Annotated in this window: 17 protein-coding genes; 9 read left to right on the top strand and 8 right to left on the bottom strand. The window is 69.4% G+C overall.

Going from position 1 to position 17,178, the window contains the following annotated elements; genetic code table 11:
• The first annotated feature begins 429 nt into the window (after positions 1-429).
• The 5 genes from VKZ50_13875 to VKZ50_13855 all read left to right on the top strand — a co-directional run bounded on the left by VKZ50_13875 (position 430) and on the right by VKZ50_13855 (position 5,592).
• Complete coding sequence (locus tag VKZ50_13875) at positions 430-666, top strand: type II toxin-antitoxin system prevent-host-death family antitoxin (protein HLJ60809.1); 237 nt, start codon at positions 430-432, stop codon at positions 664-666.
• Positions 667-1,195: 529 nt separating this feature from the next.
• A complete protein-coding gene (locus VKZ50_13870) occupies positions 1,196-2,176 on the top strand; it encodes a GHMP kinase (GenBank protein ID HLJ60808.1) in 981 nt (326 codons plus the stop codon).
• Complete coding sequence (locus VKZ50_13865) at positions 2,163-2,816, top strand: SIS domain-containing protein (protein ID HLJ60807.1); 654 nt, start codon at positions 2,163-2,165, stop codon at positions 2,814-2,816. The genes VKZ50_13870 and VKZ50_13865 overlap by 14 nt, the downstream gene beginning before the upstream one ends.
• A gap of 9 nt (positions 2,817-2,825) precedes the next feature.
• The gene (locus VKZ50_13860; protein ID HLJ60806.1) at positions 2,826-4,550 is read left to right on the top strand and encodes a carbamoyltransferase C-terminal domain-containing protein; all 1,725 of its coding nucleotides are present in this window, start codon (positions 2,826-2,828) and stop codon (positions 4,548-4,550) included.
• A 4-nt stretch (positions 4,551-4,554) separates the two neighbouring features.
• Positions 4,555-5,592, top strand: a complete 1,038-nt coding sequence (locus VKZ50_13855; protein ID HLJ60805.1) for a hypothetical protein — start codon at positions 4,555-4,557, stop codon at positions 5,590-5,592.
• A 34-nt stretch (positions 5,593-5,626) separates the two neighbouring features.
• On the opposite strand, the gene VKZ50_13850 is transcribed toward VKZ50_13855, so the two are convergent.
• The 8 genes from VKZ50_13850 to VKZ50_13815 form a co-directional block, all read right to left on the bottom strand.
• On the bottom strand, positions 5,627-6,598 hold the full coding sequence (locus VKZ50_13850) for an amidohydrolase family protein (protein HLJ60804.1): 972 nt from the start codon (positions 6,596-6,598) through the stop codon (positions 5,627-5,629).
• A 19-nt stretch (positions 6,599-6,617) separates the two neighbouring features.
• The gene (locus tag VKZ50_13845) at positions 6,618-7,493 is read right to left on the bottom strand and encodes a carbohydrate ABC transporter permease (protein ID HLJ60803.1); all 876 of its coding nucleotides are present in this window, start codon (positions 7,491-7,493) and stop codon (positions 6,618-6,620) included.
• Positions 7,493-8,413, bottom strand: coding sequence for a sugar ABC transporter permease (locus VKZ50_13840; protein HLJ60802.1), 921 nt, complete (start codon positions 8,411-8,413; stop codon positions 7,493-7,495). The genes VKZ50_13845 and VKZ50_13840 overlap by 1 nt, the downstream gene beginning before the upstream one ends.
• A gap of 52 nt (positions 8,414-8,465) precedes the next feature.
• Positions 8,466-9,752: an extracellular solute-binding protein gene (locus tag VKZ50_13835; protein HLJ60801.1), complete on the bottom strand. Its 1,287-nt coding sequence runs from the start codon at positions 9,750-9,752 to the stop codon at positions 8,466-8,468.
• 145 nt (positions 9,753-9,897) lie between these two features.
• Entirely contained in the window at positions 9,898-10,308 is a 411-nt protein-coding gene (locus tag VKZ50_13830; protein HLJ60800.1) for a DUF202 domain-containing protein, read from the bottom strand.
• A gap of 13 nt (positions 10,309-10,321) precedes the next feature.
• A complete protein-coding gene (locus VKZ50_13825) occupies positions 10,322-11,215 on the bottom strand; it encodes a hypothetical protein (protein ID HLJ60799.1) in 894 nt (297 codons plus the stop codon).
• A 49-nt stretch (positions 11,216-11,264) separates the two neighbouring features.
• Positions 11,265-12,170 (bottom strand): M48 family metalloprotease, encoded by a 906-nt coding sequence (locus VKZ50_13820; protein HLJ60798.1) that lies wholly within the window; start codon positions 12,168-12,170, stop codon positions 11,265-11,267.
• A gap of 149 nt (positions 12,171-12,319) precedes the next feature.
• Positions 12,320-14,020 (bottom strand): glycosyltransferase family 39 protein, encoded by a 1,701-nt coding sequence (locus VKZ50_13815; protein HLJ60797.1) that lies wholly within the window; start codon positions 14,018-14,020, stop codon positions 12,320-12,322.
• A 181-nt stretch (positions 14,021-14,201) separates the two neighbouring features.
• Between VKZ50_13815 and VKZ50_13810 the strand changes: the two genes are divergently transcribed.
• From VKZ50_13810 to VKZ50_13795, 4 genes are all read left to right on the top strand, one after another.
• The gene (locus VKZ50_13810; GenBank protein HLJ60796.1) at positions 14,202-14,957 is read left to right on the top strand and encodes a molybdenum cofactor biosynthesis protein MoaE; all 756 of its coding nucleotides are present in this window, start codon (positions 14,202-14,204) and stop codon (positions 14,955-14,957) included.
• A complete protein-coding gene (locus tag VKZ50_13805; protein ID HLJ60795.1) occupies positions 14,933-15,364 on the top strand; it encodes an ester cyclase in 432 nt (143 codons plus the stop codon). Before VKZ50_13810 ends, VKZ50_13805 begins: the two co-directional genes overlap by 25 nt.
• A gap of 86 nt (positions 15,365-15,450) precedes the next feature.
• Positions 15,451-16,128 (top strand): hypothetical protein, encoded by a 678-nt coding sequence (locus VKZ50_13800; protein HLJ60794.1) that lies wholly within the window; start codon positions 15,451-15,453, stop codon positions 16,126-16,128.
• A gap of 136 nt (positions 16,129-16,264) precedes the next feature.
• Positions 16,265-17,128 (top strand): helix-turn-helix domain-containing protein, encoded by an 864-nt coding sequence (locus VKZ50_13795; GenBank protein ID HLJ60793.1) that lies wholly within the window; start codon positions 16,265-16,267, stop codon positions 17,126-17,128.
• Positions 17,129-17,178: the final 50 nt, after the last annotated feature.

Genomic DNA, 17,178 nt, shown 5'->3' with positions numbered 1-17,178 from the left:
CTCCGCGGAGGCAACGGGGGCGGCTCCGCCGGTGTCGGCGCAGAACGGGTCCGGCGCGGCGGAGGGAGCGCGAGGCGCCATCACGCCTGAAATTATACGCCACGCGTCGCGGGAGCGGCAAGAGACCGCACGGCGCGAAGGGCCCGTTGTGCGCATGGCGCGCAGCTCCGGGCGTTTCTCTCAGCAGCCACGGATTCGCCCACCTCGACGGCGAAATCGGCGGCCTCGACCGGAAGCCAAACGCCGGGACACGAAGAAAGCACAGTACGGGCGGAACGGATCGTTCCTGTTCGACGGTTTATCGGGCGTGGCGTGGACCGCGAATCGCCGTGCCGCACCCGCGTTGCGGATCGAACGATCATGATCCCCTTGACCCCGACGGGGAGTCATGTACATTACATATGTACACATACTGGGAGGGCCGCACCGATGAAAGCCATGAATGCGCGCGATGCGCGAGCTCAGCTGCGCGCGTTGCTGGATCGTGTCGCCGCCGGGGAGGAAGTTGCCATTCTCAGACGTGGCAAAGAAGTGGCGCGTATGGTCCCGCCTGCCCGCGTGCGACGGCGCCTGCCCGACCTGACCGCGTTCCGCGCGTCGCTTCGCGTGGAGGGCGGGCCGATCAGTCGGACGATCGTTGCCAGTCGACGGAAGGAACGATTCTGATCTACCTCGATACCAGCGTCGTCGGTCCGTACTACTGGCCCGCGCCGCTCAGCGGGGTCGTTCAAGCGCTCGTCCAACGGGGGGGGGCGCGCTTGCGGTCAGCGACCTTGTGGAAGTCGAGCTCTTCTCCGCCCTTGGGCGGACGGTCAGAGGTGGGGAACTGTCGGAGGCGGACGCCCGACGGGTCCGGGCGTTGTTCTTGGGGCACTTGGAAGACGGGCGGTTCGAACGGGTTACCGCGCGAGCGCCAGACGTATCTCACGGCCCGCGCGTGGCTGAGCACCTTCGACGTTCTGGCCCGAACGCTCGATGCGCCACATCTCGCGGTAGCCGCGACCCGAGACCTGGAACTCGCCACGGCCGACGCTGAGATGGCCCGTGCGGCGAAAAACTTGGCCTGCACGTCCACCATCTGCGCCCCCGCGGGACAGGTCGCGCCCCCAGGAATCGGCGCTAGCTTGGACGCGCCCACTCGCCTGCCGCGTCCGGGTGCGAGGAGTTGGCTCGCCCGACCCGAAAGCTTACGTGCGTGATCATTTCGCGAACTCCCCTGCGGATCAGCTTTGCCGGCGGCGGCTCCGACCTCCCCGCGTTCTATCGTCGCGAACCCGGGGCGGTCGTCACCACGGCGATCAACAAGTATATCTACATCACGGTCAACAAGAAATTCGACGACCGGATCCGCGCGAGCTACTCGATCACCGAGATGGTGGACCGGGTCGACGACCTCCGGCACGAACTGATCCGTGAAGCGCTGCGGCTCGTCGGCGTCACCGGCGGGATCGAGATCACGTCGATCTCCGATATCCCCTCGCGAGGGACCGGCCTCGGCTCGAGCAGCACGTACACGGTCGGACTGCTCCACGCGCTGCACGCGTACACTGGCCGGCACGCCGGGGCGAAGCGGCTCGCGGAGGAGGCGTGCGAGATCGAACTGGAACGATGCGCGAAGCCGATTGGAAAGCAAGATCAGTACATCGCGGCGTATGGCGGGCTGCAGTTCATCCGGTTCGACTCAGACGGCGTCCAGGTCGAGCCCGTAGTCACCGATGCGGAGTTCCGCGCGCGGCTGCACGCGCACCTCCTGCTGCTCTATACGGGGCTGACGCGCAACGCCGACGCGATCCTCGAAGAACAGGGACGCGGCCTCCGCGAGGACGCGTCGGCCCGCGCCGATACGGTCAAGATCCGCGATCTCGCCTTGGAGTTGCGCACCGCCCTCCTCGAGCAGCGCCTCGACGCCGTGGGCGAGATTCTGAACGTCGGATGGACGCTCAAGCGCGGGCTCGCCCCGGGGATCACGTCGCCCGAGATCGACGCATGGTACGCACGCGCGCGCGCCGCTGGCGCGATCGGAGGCAAGCTGCTGGGGGCCGGCGGCGGGGGATTCCTGTTGCTGTTCGCGTCGCCCGACGACCACGCCGCGATCACGCGCGCGCTCCCTGACCTGCGCCCGATCTCGCTCGAGTTCGAACCACAAGGGAGCCGGATCATCTATGTCGAGGAATGACGCCGCGCGCCGTGGCGCGCGCGCCTACACGACGCGGCTCCGGGCGTGCCTGGGCGCGGTCCCCGCGGGGGAGATCGCGGCCGTCGCGGACCGCCTCCATCGGATCGCACGCGCCGGGGGGGCGATCTTCCTCGCCGGCAACGGCGGCAGCGCCGCGACGGCGACCCATGTCGCGCTTGATCTCGGCAAGTCGACGCTCGGCCGGCCGCCGCGGCTCGGCGCGAAACGGGTCCGCACCGTCGCGCTGTGCGAACCGGCGGCGCTGACCGCGTGGGCGAACGATCACGGGTACGAGTACGTGTTCGCCGAGCAGATCCGCACCCTCGCCCGGCCTGGCGATGCCGTGCTGTTGTTCTCCGTGAGCGGGAACTCCCCCAACATCGTTGCCGCGGCGCGCGCCGCGCGCGCCACGGGCGCCGTGGTCATCGCCCTCGTCGGCCGCCCCGGGGGCGCGGTCCGCACGCTCGCGGACCTGGTCGTGGTGGTGCCGAGCGACGAGTACGAGCTGGTGGAAGATGTGCACCTCGCGATCGGCCACATCCTGACCGTGCACCTCCGGGGCGCGCTGCGGGACGCGGGGACGCGCCCCGGTCGCCGCCGGCGCACCTCGGGTCGGACGCGTGCGCGCCGGTCGGGCTGAGGACGCATCGTGTACATCCTGGGCATCAACGCATACCACGGCGGGGCGTCGGCCTGCCTGATCCGCGACGGCGAGCTCCTCGCGGCGGCAGAAGAGGAGCGCTTTCGCCGCATCAAGTATTGGGCGGGATTCCCGAAGCTCGCGATCGCGTACTGTCTGGAGGTCGCCGGGATCACGCCGTACGAACTCGACCACGTCGGCATCTCGCGGGACCCGAGCGCCAACCTCCTGAAGAAGGTCGTGTTCGCGCTCCGGCGCCGGCCCAGCGCCGCGATGATCCGCGCGCGGCTCGCCAACGCCGCCCAGGTGCGCCGCCCCGACGCGGCGCTGTGCGAGGCCTTCGGGCTCGACCCGAAGCGGCTGCGCGCCGAGTTCCACAACGTCGAGCACCACCGCGCGCACATGGCGAGCGCGTTCTTCGTCTCGCCGTTTCCGCGGGCGGCCGTGCTGTCGGTGGACGGGATGGGCGACTTCGTCAGCACGATGTGGGGCGTCGGGCGCGACGGCCAGATCGAGGTCCACGGCGAGATTAACTTCCCGCACTCGCTCGGGTTCGTGTACACCGCGGCGTCCCAGTGGCTCGGCTTCCCGAAGTACGGGGACGAAGGCAAGGTCATGGGCCTCGCGCCGTACGGCCGTCCGGTCCACCTGGACGCGTTCCGGAAGATCGTCCGGGTCCAGCACGACGGCACCTTCGACCTGGACCTCGACTACTTCGTGCATCACGCCGCGGGCGCGTCCATGACGTTCGACGAGGGCTCGCCCGAGATCGGCACGATGTACTCGGAGAAGTTCGTGGAGGTGTTCGGACCCCCGCGCCAGCCCGGGGAACCGCTCACGGAGAAACACCAGGACGTCGCGGCCTCGCTCCAGGCGATGCTGGAGGAAGCGGAGTTCGCGCTCGTGCGGCGCCTCCAGCGGGAGACCGGGGAGACCGCGCTGTGCCTCGCCGGCGGCGTCGCGCTGAACAGCGCGTTCAACGGCAAAGTCCTGCCCAACACGCCGTTTACGGACATCTATATCCAACCGGCGGCGAACGACGCTGGCACGGCGCTCGGCGTGTGCTACTACATCCACCATCAGCTCTTGCGACAGCCCCGCGGGTATGTGATGACCGCCGCGTACACCGGCCCGGCGTACGACGCCGACGACATCGGCCGGGCGCTCGATCGCCACGGGCTCGCGTCCGAGCGCGTCGACGAGGTCGAAGTGGCGCGCCGCGCGGCCCGCCTCGTCGCCGACGGCAACGTCGTGGGCTGGTTCCAGAGCCGCATGGAGTGGGGGCCGCGCGCGTTGGGCAACCGCAGCATCATCGCCGACCCCCGCCGCGCCGACATGAAGGACATCCTCAACGCCCGCATCAAGCACCGGGAGTCGTTTCGCCCGTTCGCCCCCTCGGTGACGCTCGAGGCCGTGGGCGACTATTTCGACCAAGTGTACCCGGACCCGTTCATGGTGAAGGTCTACCACGTCCTTCCGGACAAGCGTGCCGTGATTCCCGCCGTCACGCACGTGGACGGCACCGGACGCCTGCAGACGGTCGATCGGGACGCGAACCCGCGCTACTGGCGGCTGATCAAGGAGTTCGAGCAGATCACGGACGTGCCGGTCGTCCTCAACACCTCGTTCAACGAGAACGAGCCGATCGTGTGCACCCCCGATGAGGCCATCGAGTGCTTCCTGCGGACGCGGATGGACGCGCTCGTGCTCGGCGATCACGTGATCCGCAAGTAGCGCCGTGCCGGCGATCCGCCTCGAACCCCTCGCGCGCTTCCCCGGGCTTCGTGTCCTGGGGTGGCACGCGGGCGCCTTGTACGCCGCCCGCGGCTACGAGGTGGTCCGGTCGGTCGCGGGCATGTCCGGATGGGAGCCCGCGGGCGGCTTCGTCCCGGGGCCGCTGTACCGCTGGGCCTCGCGCGCCAGGCTCGGCGATCGGCTCGTCCGGGGCGGCTGCCACGCCCTCGCGCGGCTCCGCGACGGCGGGTTGGTGGCGTCGTTCCCCAGAGTGATCGCGTTCAAGCCGGCCGACGCCCCGCGCTTCCGCACCGTGCTGGCCGTCCCGCGCGGCCGACGTCCGCTCGGGATCGCGGACACGCCGGACGGGTGGGTGTATTGGGGAGAGTACTTCCCGAACCCCGACCGCGACGCGGTCCGGGTGTTCGGCTCCCGCGACGGTGAGCACTGGCAGGTCGTCTACACGTTTCCCGCGGGCGCCATCCGACACGTCCACAGCATCACGTACGACGTGCACGCTCGGTGCCTGTGGGTGCTGACGGGCGACGACGGCGACGAGTGCCGGATCCTGCGGGTGACGCCCGACTGGTCGTCCGTCGAGGTGGTGCTCGCCGGCGGCCAGCAAGCCAGAGCGGTCGCGCTCCTGCCGTGCGCGGACGCGGTGTACTACGCGTCGGACACCGAATGGGAGCAGAACTCCATCTACCGCCTCGACCGGACGGGCGGGACCACGCGCCTGGCGCCGATCGCAGCCTCCAGCTTCCACGGGTGCCGGGTGGGCGCCGCGCTGTTCTTCTCCACCGGCGTGGAACCGAGCTCCGTGAACCGGGGCCGCGACGCGGTGCTCTACGGAAGCGCCGACGGCGTCCACTGGGACGCGGTCGTCCGGTGGCGCCGGGATCCGTGGCATCTCCGGCTGTTCGGGTATGCGAACATCGTGCTCCCGTCCGGGGAGAACGACGGCGATATCCTCGCGGCAAGCGGCACCGCGGTGCGCGGACAGGACGAGGTCACGCACGTGTGGCGCGTGCGCCTCGAGTAGTGACGCAGGCGCGATCGCCGCGCGCCCGGGCCGGTCAGTCCCCTCCCTCACCCGCACCGCGCGCCCCGGCCTCCGGCGACCTGAGCCTGAGCAGGCGGGCGGCGTTCCCGGCGAAGATCGCGCGCACGGCGTCATCCGGGCATCCGATCTCGTAGCACGCGCGCAGCTGGTCTGCGAGGTAGCGCGCCGCGAACCCTCGCGGAAACCACGACGAGTCGGTGCCGAAGACGATGCGCGACGAGCCCACGGTGTCGAGAAACGTCCGGAACAAGCTCGCGAGCGTCAGCGGGTACGGCATCCACCGCATCCACTCGTTCGAGCCCGAGGTGTCCACGTGTACGTTGCCGCACACCCAGGCGAGGTGCAGGAGCTCGCGCGGGTACCCGCAGCCGAAGTGCGGGATGACGAACGGCACGCCGGGAAACGCGCGGGCGACATCTTGAAGCACGAGCGGGCTCATGTTCGGGTGGGACACGATCCCCTGGTAGCGGAGCGGACCGAAGTGGATCAACACGGGGATGCCGAGCCGCTCGGCCGTGTCCCACACCGGATAGAGCCGCTCGTCGTCGATCCGGCCGTCGAGCAGCGGGGCGATGAGCTTGTACCCGCGCAGCCCCAGCGTGCGGACGGCGCGGTCGAGCTCGGCCGCCGCGTCCGGACGAAACGGGTCGTGGTGGGCGAAGCCGACGAACGTGTCGGGGTGCCGCGCGACGACGCGCGCGAGCCGGTCGTTGTCGCCGCCCGTGACGAACACGATCCGCACGAGGCGGTGGCGGGCCGCCTCGGCCGCCCACCGGTCCGCCATCTCGTCGTCCGGCCCCGGCGGCTCGGGGTCGGGAAACCCCCACGCCCGGCGCCACCCCGCCTGGTCGGCGCGCAACCACCCGGTGACCGCGGCCCACTTCGCCTCGCCGTGTCGAGCGACGTACTGGTCGCGCACGCGGTCGCCGCCGCCGCGGATCGGGAAGTGCGCGTGGAAATCGAGGACCGGAACCTGCGCGGTCATCTGCCGATCACCTCGTTTCTCAACTCCGCAACCCCGTGAGCACGACGCCCTCGATGATCTGCCGCTGGAGCAGAGCGAACACGGCGAGCACGGGAAGCACGGCGAGCGCCGACGCGGCCATGATGAGGTGCCACGACGAGCCCGCCTCGCCGCTGAACAGGGCGATCCCCACGGGCAGCGTCCGCATCGCGGGTGTTTGGATCACGATCAACGGCCACAGGAACGCGTTCCAGTTGCCGAGGAACGTGAAGATGCACAGGGCCGCGAGCGCGGGACGCACGAGCGGCAAGGCGACCCGCGTAAACAGGCCAAATTCGGAGAGGCCGTCGATCCGCGCGGCTTCGAGCAGCTCGTCCGGCACCCCGGCCATGAACTGCCGCATCAGGAACACGCCGAACGCGCTCATGATCCCCGGGAACAGGATGCCCCAGTAGGTGTCGATCCACCCCAACCGCGCACTCATCGTGTACCACGGGATCACGAGCATCTCGGTCGGAATCATCAGGGTGCTCAGGATGACGACGAAGATGACGTTTCGGCCGGGGAAGCGCAGCTTCGCGAACGTGTACCCCACCAACGAGTCGAAGAACGCCACGCTGACGGTCGTCGCGGCGGCCACGCCGAGGCTGTTCGCGAACCAGCGCGGGAACTGCGTCGCGACCAGGACCGCGCGGATGTTGTCGAGCGTCGGAGCGACGGGCCAGAAGTGCAGCTCGAAGATCTCTCGCGGCGTCTTGAGGGCGGTCGCGAGCATCCAGAGAAACGGGTACACGACGAGGACGCTGCCTGCGGCCAGCGCCGCGTACGCCGCGGCACTTCCCCACCCCCGCCGGAAGAGCCATGCGCGGTGCGCCGCGGCGGGCGCGGCCGCCCGGGCATCGAGCGCCCGCGCCATCAGTACTCCACCTTTCGAGACAGGACGGTGAGCTGTGCGAGCGTGATGAGCAGCAGGACGCCGAACAGCAGAACCGTCGCCGCGGCGGCCTGGCCCATGTGGAACCGTTGAAACCCGAGGATGTACACATACAGGACGATCGTGTCGGTGCTGCCGAGCGGGCCGCCGGGGTCCCCGAACGTCATGTTCAGCACCTGCGTGAACAGCTGCAGGTACACGATCGTCCCGTACACGACCGAGAAGACGAGCGTGGGGTTGAGCAGCGGCACGGTGATGTACCGGAACATCCGCCACCCCTGGGCGCCGTCCACCGCGGCAGCCTCGTAGTAGACTCGGGGGATCGCGTCGAGCCCCGCCAAGAAGATCACGACCTGGAACCCGAGATACTCCCACACCACGAGCGCCGCGATCGCGTACAGCGCCTGGCTCGGCGCGCGCAGGAACGCCGGCGCCGGCAATCTGATGGCGCTCGCCAGCATCGCCAGCGGGCCGAAGTTGGGCGAGTACATCCACTGCCACACCCACGCCGCCGCGACGATCGGGGTCACGAACGGGATGAAGTAGATCGTGCGGAAGAGCCCGCGGAGGCGCGTGATCCGCCGCAGCAGCAGCGCGACCGCGAACCCCAGCGCCAGCTGCGCGGGGATGCCGACCACGGCGTACATCACGGTATTGCCCGCCGCCTTCCAGAACGACGCGTCCGCCCAGATCTCGCGAAAGTTCGCGAGGCCGACGAACGGCTGGTCCGCCCCCACGACGTTCCAGCGGTGCAGGCTGATCACGAGGGCGCCCGCGGCGGGCGCGATGCGGATCGTCAGGAAGAACGCGAGCGGCACCGCAAGAAACGTGTACGCCGACAGCGTCCGGCGGGCACTCAGACTGAGACCGCCCCGACGCACCCGACCCACCTGGACGGCCATGATCGCGATCGGCCGGGTCCGGGCGCCGGCGCCCCGCCCCTCGACCGCCTCCCTATTTGTGCGGCTGCTTGGCCCAGAAGTCGTCGAGGACCTTCTGCTCCTTGGCCGCAGCGTCGTCGAGGGCGGCCTTGGGGTCCTTGTGGTTCAGCACCACCTCGTTGATCGCGTCGAGCAGGACCGTGCGCTGCGCGGTTTCATCGACGAAGAACGTCGCGTGCGCGTACGCGAGGCTGGCGATGAACGGGCCGTACACCGGATCCTGCGCGAGCTTCGGGTCGGCGGCGAGTGCCTGGCTCGCCGGGATTTCCCCGACCTGCGTGAGCCAGAGCCGTTGCACGTCGGTGGACGTCAAGTATTTCAGAAACGCCACCGACGCCGCGAGCCGCGGACCGCTCGCCTTTCGCGTCAGCCCGTTGACCCAGAACGACCCGAAGTTCCCCGGGGTCCCCCCCGCGGTGCGCTTGGGCAGCACCGCGACGCCCCAGTCGAATTTCGCGGCCGACCGGATGGCGCCGATCGCGAACGAGCCGTCCACGATCATCCCGGCCTTGCCGGCGTCGAACGCGTCGCGGTAGCCGTTGCCGCCCGGGAAGAAATCGATGACCGCCACCTTCTGCTTGGTCACGAGGTCGGTGTACCAGGCGAGCGCCGCGGCCCCCTGGGCCGTGTTGTACGTCACGTGCCGATTGTCGGCGCTGTACGGCGCCGCGCCCCACTGACGGAACAGGATCTCACGGAGCAACTGGTGGTCCTGCCCGTTCGGCGCGATCCCGAAGCCTTCGACTGTGATGCGGCCGCTCGCGTCGCGCTGCGTCAACTTCTGCGCGTCGGAGGCGAACTCGTCCCAGGTGATCGGCGCCCGGCCGATACCGGCCTGACGAAACATGTCCTTGTCGTAGAACAGCGCGAGCGTCCTGACCGCGGTGGGCAGGGCCCAGTACCGCCCGTCGAACTTCGCGGCCTTGATCATCGGCACGAACTCCCGCTCGATCTCGGCGGGCGCGAACGCGCTGCTCGGGAGGACCTGCAGATACCCGCTGCCCACGTAGAGCGGGAGCCAGCCGTAGTACAAGTTCACGACGTCCGGCCCCTGGCCGGCCGGGACGGCGCTCGCGACTTTCTGGTTGTAGGAATCGTAGGGGAACGTCTCCTGGACCACGTGGATGCCCGGGTTCTTCGCCTCGAACTGGGCGATCAGGGTATCCATGGTCTTGACCTTGCTTTCGAAGTAGTACTGCCAGTACGTGATCGTGACTCGGGATTGGCCTTGGGCCACCGTGACGCCGGCCAAGACGATGGCCAGCACCGCAACGAGCCAGCCTCTCCGGGTGATGTGCATCACGTTCCTCCCTGCTGGAGCATCGATCTACCGGGCTGCCGCATAGTCCGGCGCCGGCCGGATCCACCGCGTCTGTCGCGTTCGCTGCTCGACTGCCCGGTCCCTCTCGATGACGGCGTCGTCGTGAAGGAAGCGGCGGCGCTGCCTACTGTCGGAGTTTCATGTAGACCAAATATCCGGCGAGCAGCAGCCCGAACAGCGCCGTGAGAATGCCGACGAGGTCGGTGGCAAACCCGGCGGGCTCGAACGTTCCTGATTCCAGCTGGGCACGCGTCCGACGATACCGACGCAGACCGGCCAGCGTCAGCAGCACGCCCGCGACCATGGCGATCGTCCCGAACCAGACGGAGAATTCCGGCGTTCGCCGCGCGAGCCCCTGCAGGCTCGCGAATTCACGGATGGCAATCGCAAAGCGGCCAATCGCAAACCCGAGGACGATGACGGCGACGCCGGTACGCACCCACGCGAGAAACGTGCGTTCATTCGCGAGGTGATCGCGGGCGCGGTTGGGATCTCGGCTGGTCGCAGCGCGCTGGTCGGCGGTCGGCTCTGTCATCGCATTGGCGAGGTCAGGCCTCGCGGTCCTGCGTGAGCCAGAACGGCTGCGACCACGCGGTGGCGCCCGAGTGGCCGACGCACTCGACCCGCACGAACCCCTCGTCGCCTCGGGGCGCGTACGATGCTTCGGGGCCCGCCGCGTCGAGCCGCACGGCATCCTCGGCGTCGAGGAACCGGATCCGTCCGGCGTCCGTGGCGCAGGTGACGGCGCCGTCTCGCGCGCCGAACTCCGCCTGGGGGCCCGTCGAGGCGTAGAAGGCGAGGCCCCGCAGCGCCTGGAGCACCGCGCCGGCTGAGACGGTCGGGGTCTTGAGCATCACCCATCCGGTGTCCAAATCCCGCTCCCGGTGGAGATCGTCGGCGGCGACGGCGCCCACGGGGGCCGTGGCGTCCCGGTGCCTGAGCACCGCCGTCCACCGCCGGACGTCCTCCGCGCTCCGGCTGTGATGGTTGCTGATTTCGATCAGGTGGTATCCAGAGAGGCGCACCATTTCGGCGACGGACCACCGACCGGTGAACCCGTTGCCGGTCCAGGAGGGGTGGTGCAGCGACACCACGCCGCCGGCCGCCGCCGTCGCGTCGATGCACGCCTGGGCGCCGCCTGCGCGCAGCAGGCCGGGGGCGCCCAGGCGCCCCATGTGGGGCCCCAAGGGTTTGAACGGTCGCGGCACGGTCGTCTCGACCCCGGGCAGGGCCGCAAACACGCCGTCGTTCAGATCGTCGCACGTGGTCACGCGCTCGTGATCGGTAAAGACCACGACGGCGTATCCTCGGGCGCGGTAGCGTTCCAGAAGCGCGCGCGGCGCGAGATACCCGTCGGAGTTGGTGGTGTGGCAGTGCAGCTGCGTCTTGCGGAACTCGCCGGGAACCGCATACGGATCGATCAGTAGTCGTGTCAGCGCCACCCGGGGTACATTCGCGGACCGGTCCCCCCTACCTGTTCCCGCACGTCGCTCAGGGGCCGGCGTCGCGCGGCCGCGGCGCGGGCGCAGACGGCGTGGATCTGGACGTGTCCGGACCGGGCGTCTGGGGCGCGGACGGAGTGGATCTCCCGGGGGCGGACGACGTCGGGGGCGGCGGCCCCGGAAGCGGAACGTCGTACCCCATTTGGTGCAGCTCGGTCTGGATCGCGGCGATCCGGGCCGGGGTGTCCGGGTGATCCTCGAACGCGTGCTGGAACGCACTCGGCTGGGCCTTCTCGCTGGCCGCGAGTCGCTGGAAGAACGAGAGCGCGGCCATGGGATTGTACCCTACCTTGCGCATGTAGATCACGCCGTAGTGGTCCGCCTCGGCCTCCTTCTCGCGCGAGTACTTCGCGTCCACCAGGGCACGACCGAGCTGCGTCAGTTCGTAGGCGCCCAGGCTGCCACCGAAGAGGATCTGCGTCACGATGACCGCCCCGAGCTGCAGCTCCATGTCGCGCTGCGCGAGGTCCACCGCATGCCGGTGCGCCACGTGGGTCGTCTCGTGCCCGAGCACAAACGCCAGCTCGTCTTCGGACTTGACGAAGCGCATCATCCCCTGCGTCACGAAGATGAACCCGCCTGGCGCAGCGAACGAGTTGACGACGCTGCCCCTGATGATATGGTACGTCCACGGCAGATTCGGGCGCTCGGACACGTGGGCGAGCTTGAGACCGAGCGTCGTCACGTATTGGGTCTGCTGCGGGTCGCTCACGAAGCCGTATTGCTGCGCCATCTGGCGCTCGACCTCGCGACCGATCTGAATCTCCTGCTGCTCGCTGATGCCGAACAACTGCGCGGTCACGGGGCGCGCCGGCGCAGCCAGCAGCGCGACGGCGACCGCCAGCAGGGCCGCCAGCGCCATCCTCCAGGCGCGATGAATCCGTTGGATCCTCACGACCCGTTCCTCCTAGCCGTCCGCCCCCGCGCGGTCTGCCCGGCCCCACGCACGGCGCGGGCCGTGTCCCGCGCGAGGTGGACGCGGGATCAGCCGCGGCGTCGGGACCTCACTATTCTACCGCGGCGGGCGGTGATCGGGCGTCGGCGTCAGCGGGGGTCCCGAACCACCAGCACGGGCGGATCGACCAGCGGAAACGTGTCGGGAGGCCACGTGGCGACCTCGGTGAACGCCGGCAGGTACGAGGGGGACGACACGCGGAAGACGACGTCCTCTGCGCGCAGCCAGCTGTGTGTGTCGACGACGGCGAAGTCGATCCCGTGCTCGCGATACCAAGCGGCGTCGGCTCCGCGCGTCGCGTAGAGCACGGTGCACGGCAGCCGGTTCAGATCGGGGATGAACCACCGGAGTTCCGCCTCGACCGCCACCCTCGAACCCGCCGTCACATGGTGCCTGAGCCAATCGACGGCAACCGCCCGCGTGTCCCGATCGCCCGCCAACGCCCGCGCGAGCGCGACGGAGTCCCACACCGGCCCGAGGAGCAGCAGCACCACGCCCGCGGCCGCGAGCGCGGGGAGACACACCGCCGGCGCCACAGTCCACCGCAACCGCAGCCACCGCCAGACCCAGACAGCGGCGACCGCCGCGAACAGCGCCATGAAGGGCAGCACGGGCAGGATGTAGCGCAGCGGCAGGAACCGCTGACCGGCCGTGTAGAGGAAGTAGACGACGGGGAAGCTCAGCAGGTAGACCTGCACTTTCGGCTTCCAGAAGAACCCCACGATCGCGCCGACGAGCGCGGCCAGGGCGGGGACGATCCCGAAGGCGACGTGGGGGATCACGTACCACTCCTGGCCCTGCTGCGGGGACACCAGATAGCCCAGGTACAGGGGCATGCCGATGCGCATCATCGCCGCGGTCGGAAATCCACCGTACGCGGCAGCGTTCTGGCTCATGCGGTCCAAGAAGTACCCCACCTGCGCGAGCGCATACGGCGTGCCGATCGCGAATCCCAGCACGGTGAACAACGCCAGGCGCACCGCGCGGCGGTCGATCACGGCGTCCCGGGTCGGGTTCAGGAGGTGCGCGATCAAGAGCGGCAGCGCGACCAGAAAGGCGCTCGGCTTGGTGGACACCGCGAGGCCGGCGAGCAACCCGGCCCGCGAGTAGTCCCGCCGGACGCCCCGGCGCCACACGTCGATGCCGGCCAGAATCGCCAACATCAGGAAAAAGATCATGGGCACGTCCACGCGCACCGTATCCGCATAGTAGATCGTGCCCGGCGCGACCGCGAGGATCGCGGCGGCGAGGAGCCCGACGGCCGGCTCGAACAAGACCGCACCGATGCGGTAGACGACGACCACCGTGCCCGCGCCCAGGCACGCCGTGAGGACACGGCCCCACAGGTAGAACGACGGGTAGCTGATGTACCACCAATAGTGCGCGTACGCCCCCTGGGGGTGAAACAGCTGGATGTCCCACGGGGACGTGATCCGTCCGCGCAGATGGAGCCAGAGGTACCACAGGTGCACCACGGGCAGGAGCAAGTAGTAGTACACGCTGGGATACGCGAACGTGGACGGATTGATGTCGCCGCGCTGGAGCATGCCGATGACCCAGGTGAGGACGAGCGGCTCGTCCCACTCGTGCACGTAGGGAAGCCCGCGCCCGACCCCCCAGAGGCGTATCGCGAGGGCGCCCGCGACGATGACGCAGACCGCCGCCGCTTCGGCGAGCGATCGGATCTGCGGAGCCCCCGACGAGGATCGTGCGCCGGGTCGGCCGGTCCACCGCTCGCCGGAAACATCGGGGGACTCCCGATCGGCCGCCGGGGCCGTGTCGTCCGTCACGCTTCCTGCCAACTCGCCCGGTCCGCGTTCGTCATTGCGCCGTGCCAGTGATTCGACCGCGTGCCACCGACACCCTGGGCGGCGCCACACCCGTTTCGCCGGCGCCCCGACATTCGGTGCAGACATGCGGCAAAATGGAGCGCCCGCGCGACCGCGCACCCGGCGCGGGGGGCGCGCGCGTGTGTGGTACAATCGGGGCGTGAAGGTCAGGGTCCGCTTGTTCGCGTCATACCGGGAGGCGGTCGGACAGCCGGTCGTGGAGCTCCCGATCGATCCGGACGCCGACGGCCCGGGGCTGTGGGCGTCGCTCGTCGCACGGTACCCGGCGCTGGCGTCGCTTCCCGCCCCGAGCGGCTACGCCGTCAACGATGAGTACGTCCGCGACCCCCGTCCGTTCCGGGAGTCGGACGAAGTCGCGCTGATTCCGCCGGTGAGCGGCGGGGACGGGCGCCGGACCGACCCGGACACGCCCGATGCGGACGAACGCGCAGGAGTGACGCAGGCCCGGTCGGATCGCGCACCGCTCGTGATCCTCACCGACGGTCCGATCTCAGCGGACCGCGTGCTCGCCGAGGTCGCCGACGCCACCGCCGGCGGGATCGTCTTGTTCCTGGGCGTTGTCCGCGACAACACCCGGGGGCGTCGCGTGCAGCACCTGACGTACGAAGCATACGACGTGGTCGCGCGCCGCGAGCTCGAACGGATCGCCGCGGCGGCCGGGGAGCGGTGGCCGGTCACCCGCATCGCGATCGCGCATCGCACGGGTCGCCTGGGCGTCGGCGAAACCAGCGTGGCGGTCGCGGTCTCGGCGCCGCACCGGGCGGCGGCGTTCGAGGCGGCGCGATACTGCATCGACACGCTCAAACTCACCGTGCCCATCTGGAAGAAGGAAGTCTGGGACGGCGGCGCGGAGTGGATCGGCGCGGAACGGACCTGAGCGTCGGGGGCAACAGGACGCTGGGGCTGCGGTTCTACGACGTCATGTGGAATACGTGGGATGAGTCCGCCGTGCCTGAGGCGCTCGCGTCCGACGTCGATTTCCGGGGCTCCATCGGCGTGCGCGCGCGCGGTCACGCCGGGGTGGTCGAGTATATGCGCCTGATCCGCGACGCATTCCCCGATTTCCACAATCGGATCGACGACCTCGTGGCCGAGGATGACAAGGTGGTCGCACGGCTGACCTACACGGGCACACACCTGGGGCCGCTCCTCGAACACGCCGCGACGGGGCGGAAAGTCACGTACTCCGGCGCCGCGTTCTTCGAGATCGCGAACGGGAAGATCCGGCACGTGTGGGTACTTGGCGACGCGCTGAGCCTGATGCGACAGATCGGCGCGGTGTGAATAGGCGGGGCGACACATCGAACTGGCGCCACACCCAACGCGTATGCTACACTGTCAGAGTTTCAACTCCACGGAGTGTCGCTGAGATGACAAAGCCGAGCCGCTCGATACGCCGCGTTGCTATGCCCATGATCGTCTTGATCGCCACGGTCTTGTTGAGCCCCCCCCTGGTTCCGGCCGGCGCGCAGCAGGGCGGACAGAGCTGGAAGGGACTCGTGCCGGGGCTCAAGGCGCAACTGGCCTCGCACCCAGATCCCGAACTCGCATTCCGGCTGTCGATGGTGTATGCGCACGAGGGCATGCTGATCGACGGGTGGCACATCCTCAAGCAGGTCGACCAGATGATCGGCGGCGAGTCCCGCCGCCCCGAGCTGGAGCGGAAGATCATCACGGACGCCACCGCGGCCATCCACCAGAACCCGCACGACCTTCTGGCCCGGTACGAGCTCGCGTTCGCCTCGTGGGTGGGCGGCAACCACAACACGCCGTTCGAGCAGTTTCTCGAAATCACGCGCCAGGATCCGTCGAACGCGATGAATCACGGGTACCTCGGCTACATCTACTCGACGCACAACGACGCGAAGAACACGATCGCCCAGTGGGAGGAAGCGGTCCGGCTGGATCCGAGCAACAGCGTGCTGCATTACATGCTCGGCTCAGCGTACTACCGGACGGCGCGGACTCGAGACGCGGCGCTCCAGTTCAACATGGCCTATCGCGATCGGACGCTCTACAACTACATCACCCGGGGCGAGGAACCCTAGCGCGAACCGCCCCGGTGGTCGTGGTCCGGCACCGCCCGCGCGTGTTCGGTCCGGTCACGCGCCACGTTCAATTACCAGCGAAGTAATCGCCGGCATCCCCCCCCATCGCGTACACTCTCTCATGGAGGTGCGCGACATGAGTGCGAAGAGCACGACCGGGAGACCGACGGCGGGCCCGAGCGTCGCCACGGGACCGCGCCCCTTCGGTGAGTTGCTGCGGCGCTGGAGGCTCGCCCGACGCATGAGCCAACTCGCGCTCGCCACCGAGGCCGAGATCTCGGCGCGCCACCTGAGCTTTCTCGAAACCGGACGCACCCAGCCGAGCCGCCAGATGGTACTGCTCCTGGCCGGCGTGCTCGACGTACCGTTGCGGGAGCAAAACCTGCTGCTGACCGCCGCGGGGTTCGCGGGAGTGTACCGAGAGACCGCCCTGGCCGCGCCGGAGATGGACCAGGTGCGGCGGGCGCTCGATTTCATGCTGGCCCAGCAGGAGCCGTACCCCGCAATGGTCGTGGACCGACACTGGAACCTGCTCATGCAGAACCGCGCGGCCGACCGGTTGTTCAGGCTCTTCCTCGATCCCGAGGCGGTGGCGCAGGTGCCAGGGCCGCCGAACGCGGTGCGACTGACCTTCCACCCGCGCGGCCTGCGCCCGTACATCGAGAATTGGGAGGCCCTTGCCGGCCCGCTGATCCAGCAGATCCACCGGGAAGCCGTGGGCGGCATCCCCGACGAGGGCACCCACCGTCTGCTCGACGAAGTCCTGGCGTACCCCGGCGGCCCCGCGCGGTGGCGCACCCCCGACGCGCACGCGCAGTCGGCGCCGTTCCTGTCGCTTTTGCTTTGCAAGGGCGACCTCAGGGTGCGGTTCTTTACGACGATCGCCACCCTGGGGACGCCGCAGGACATCACCCTGCAGGAACTGCGTGTGGAGTGCTTCTTCCCGGCCGACGAGGCCACCGAGGACGTCGCACGCCGCCTGGCGCGCACCGGCGCGTAGCGCCAACGACCGATATCGCGGGGCCTGCTTAGGCCTGGGGTCGATCCGAT

The organism is bacterium, assembly GCA_035295165.1.
Lineage (GTDB): Bacteria > Sysuimicrobiota > Sysuimicrobiia > Sysuimicrobiales > Segetimicrobiaceae > JAJPIA01.
This window is presented reverse-complemented; position numbering and strand designations above follow the sequence as displayed.

Coding starts and splice junctions, on each gene's coding strand:
- VKZ50_13875 (HLJ60809.1), top strand. CDS start 430: ATGAAAGCCATGAATGCGCGCGATGCGCGAGCTCAGCTGCGCGCGTTG.
- VKZ50_13865 (HLJ60807.1), top strand. CDS start 2,163: ATGTCGAGGAATGACGCCGCGCGCCGTGGCGCGCGCGCCTACACGACG.
- VKZ50_13850 (HLJ60804.1), bottom strand. CDS start 6,598: ATGACCGCGCAGGTTCCGGTCCTCGATTTCCACGCGCACTTCCCGATC.
- VKZ50_13845 (HLJ60803.1), bottom strand. CDS start 7,493: ATGGCGCGGGCGCTCGATGCCCGGGCGGCCGCGCCCGCCGCGGCGCAC.
- VKZ50_13840 (HLJ60802.1), bottom strand. CDS start 8,413: ATGGCCGTCCAGGTGGGTCGGGTGCGTCGGGGCGGTCTCAGTCTGAGT.
- VKZ50_13835 (HLJ60801.1), bottom strand. CDS start 9,752: ATGCACATCACCCGGAGAGGCTGGCTCGTTGCGGTGCTGGCCATCGTC.
- VKZ50_13830 (HLJ60800.1), bottom strand. CDS start 10,308: ATGACAGAGCCGACCGCCGACCAGCGCGCTGCGACCAGCCGAGATCCC.
- VKZ50_13800 (HLJ60794.1), top strand. CDS start 15,451: ATGACAAAGCCGAGCCGCTCGATACGCCGCGTTGCTATGCCCATGATC.
- VKZ50_13795 (HLJ60793.1), top strand. CDS start 16,265: ATGAGTGCGAAGAGCACGACCGGGAGACCGACGGCGGGCCCGAGCGTC.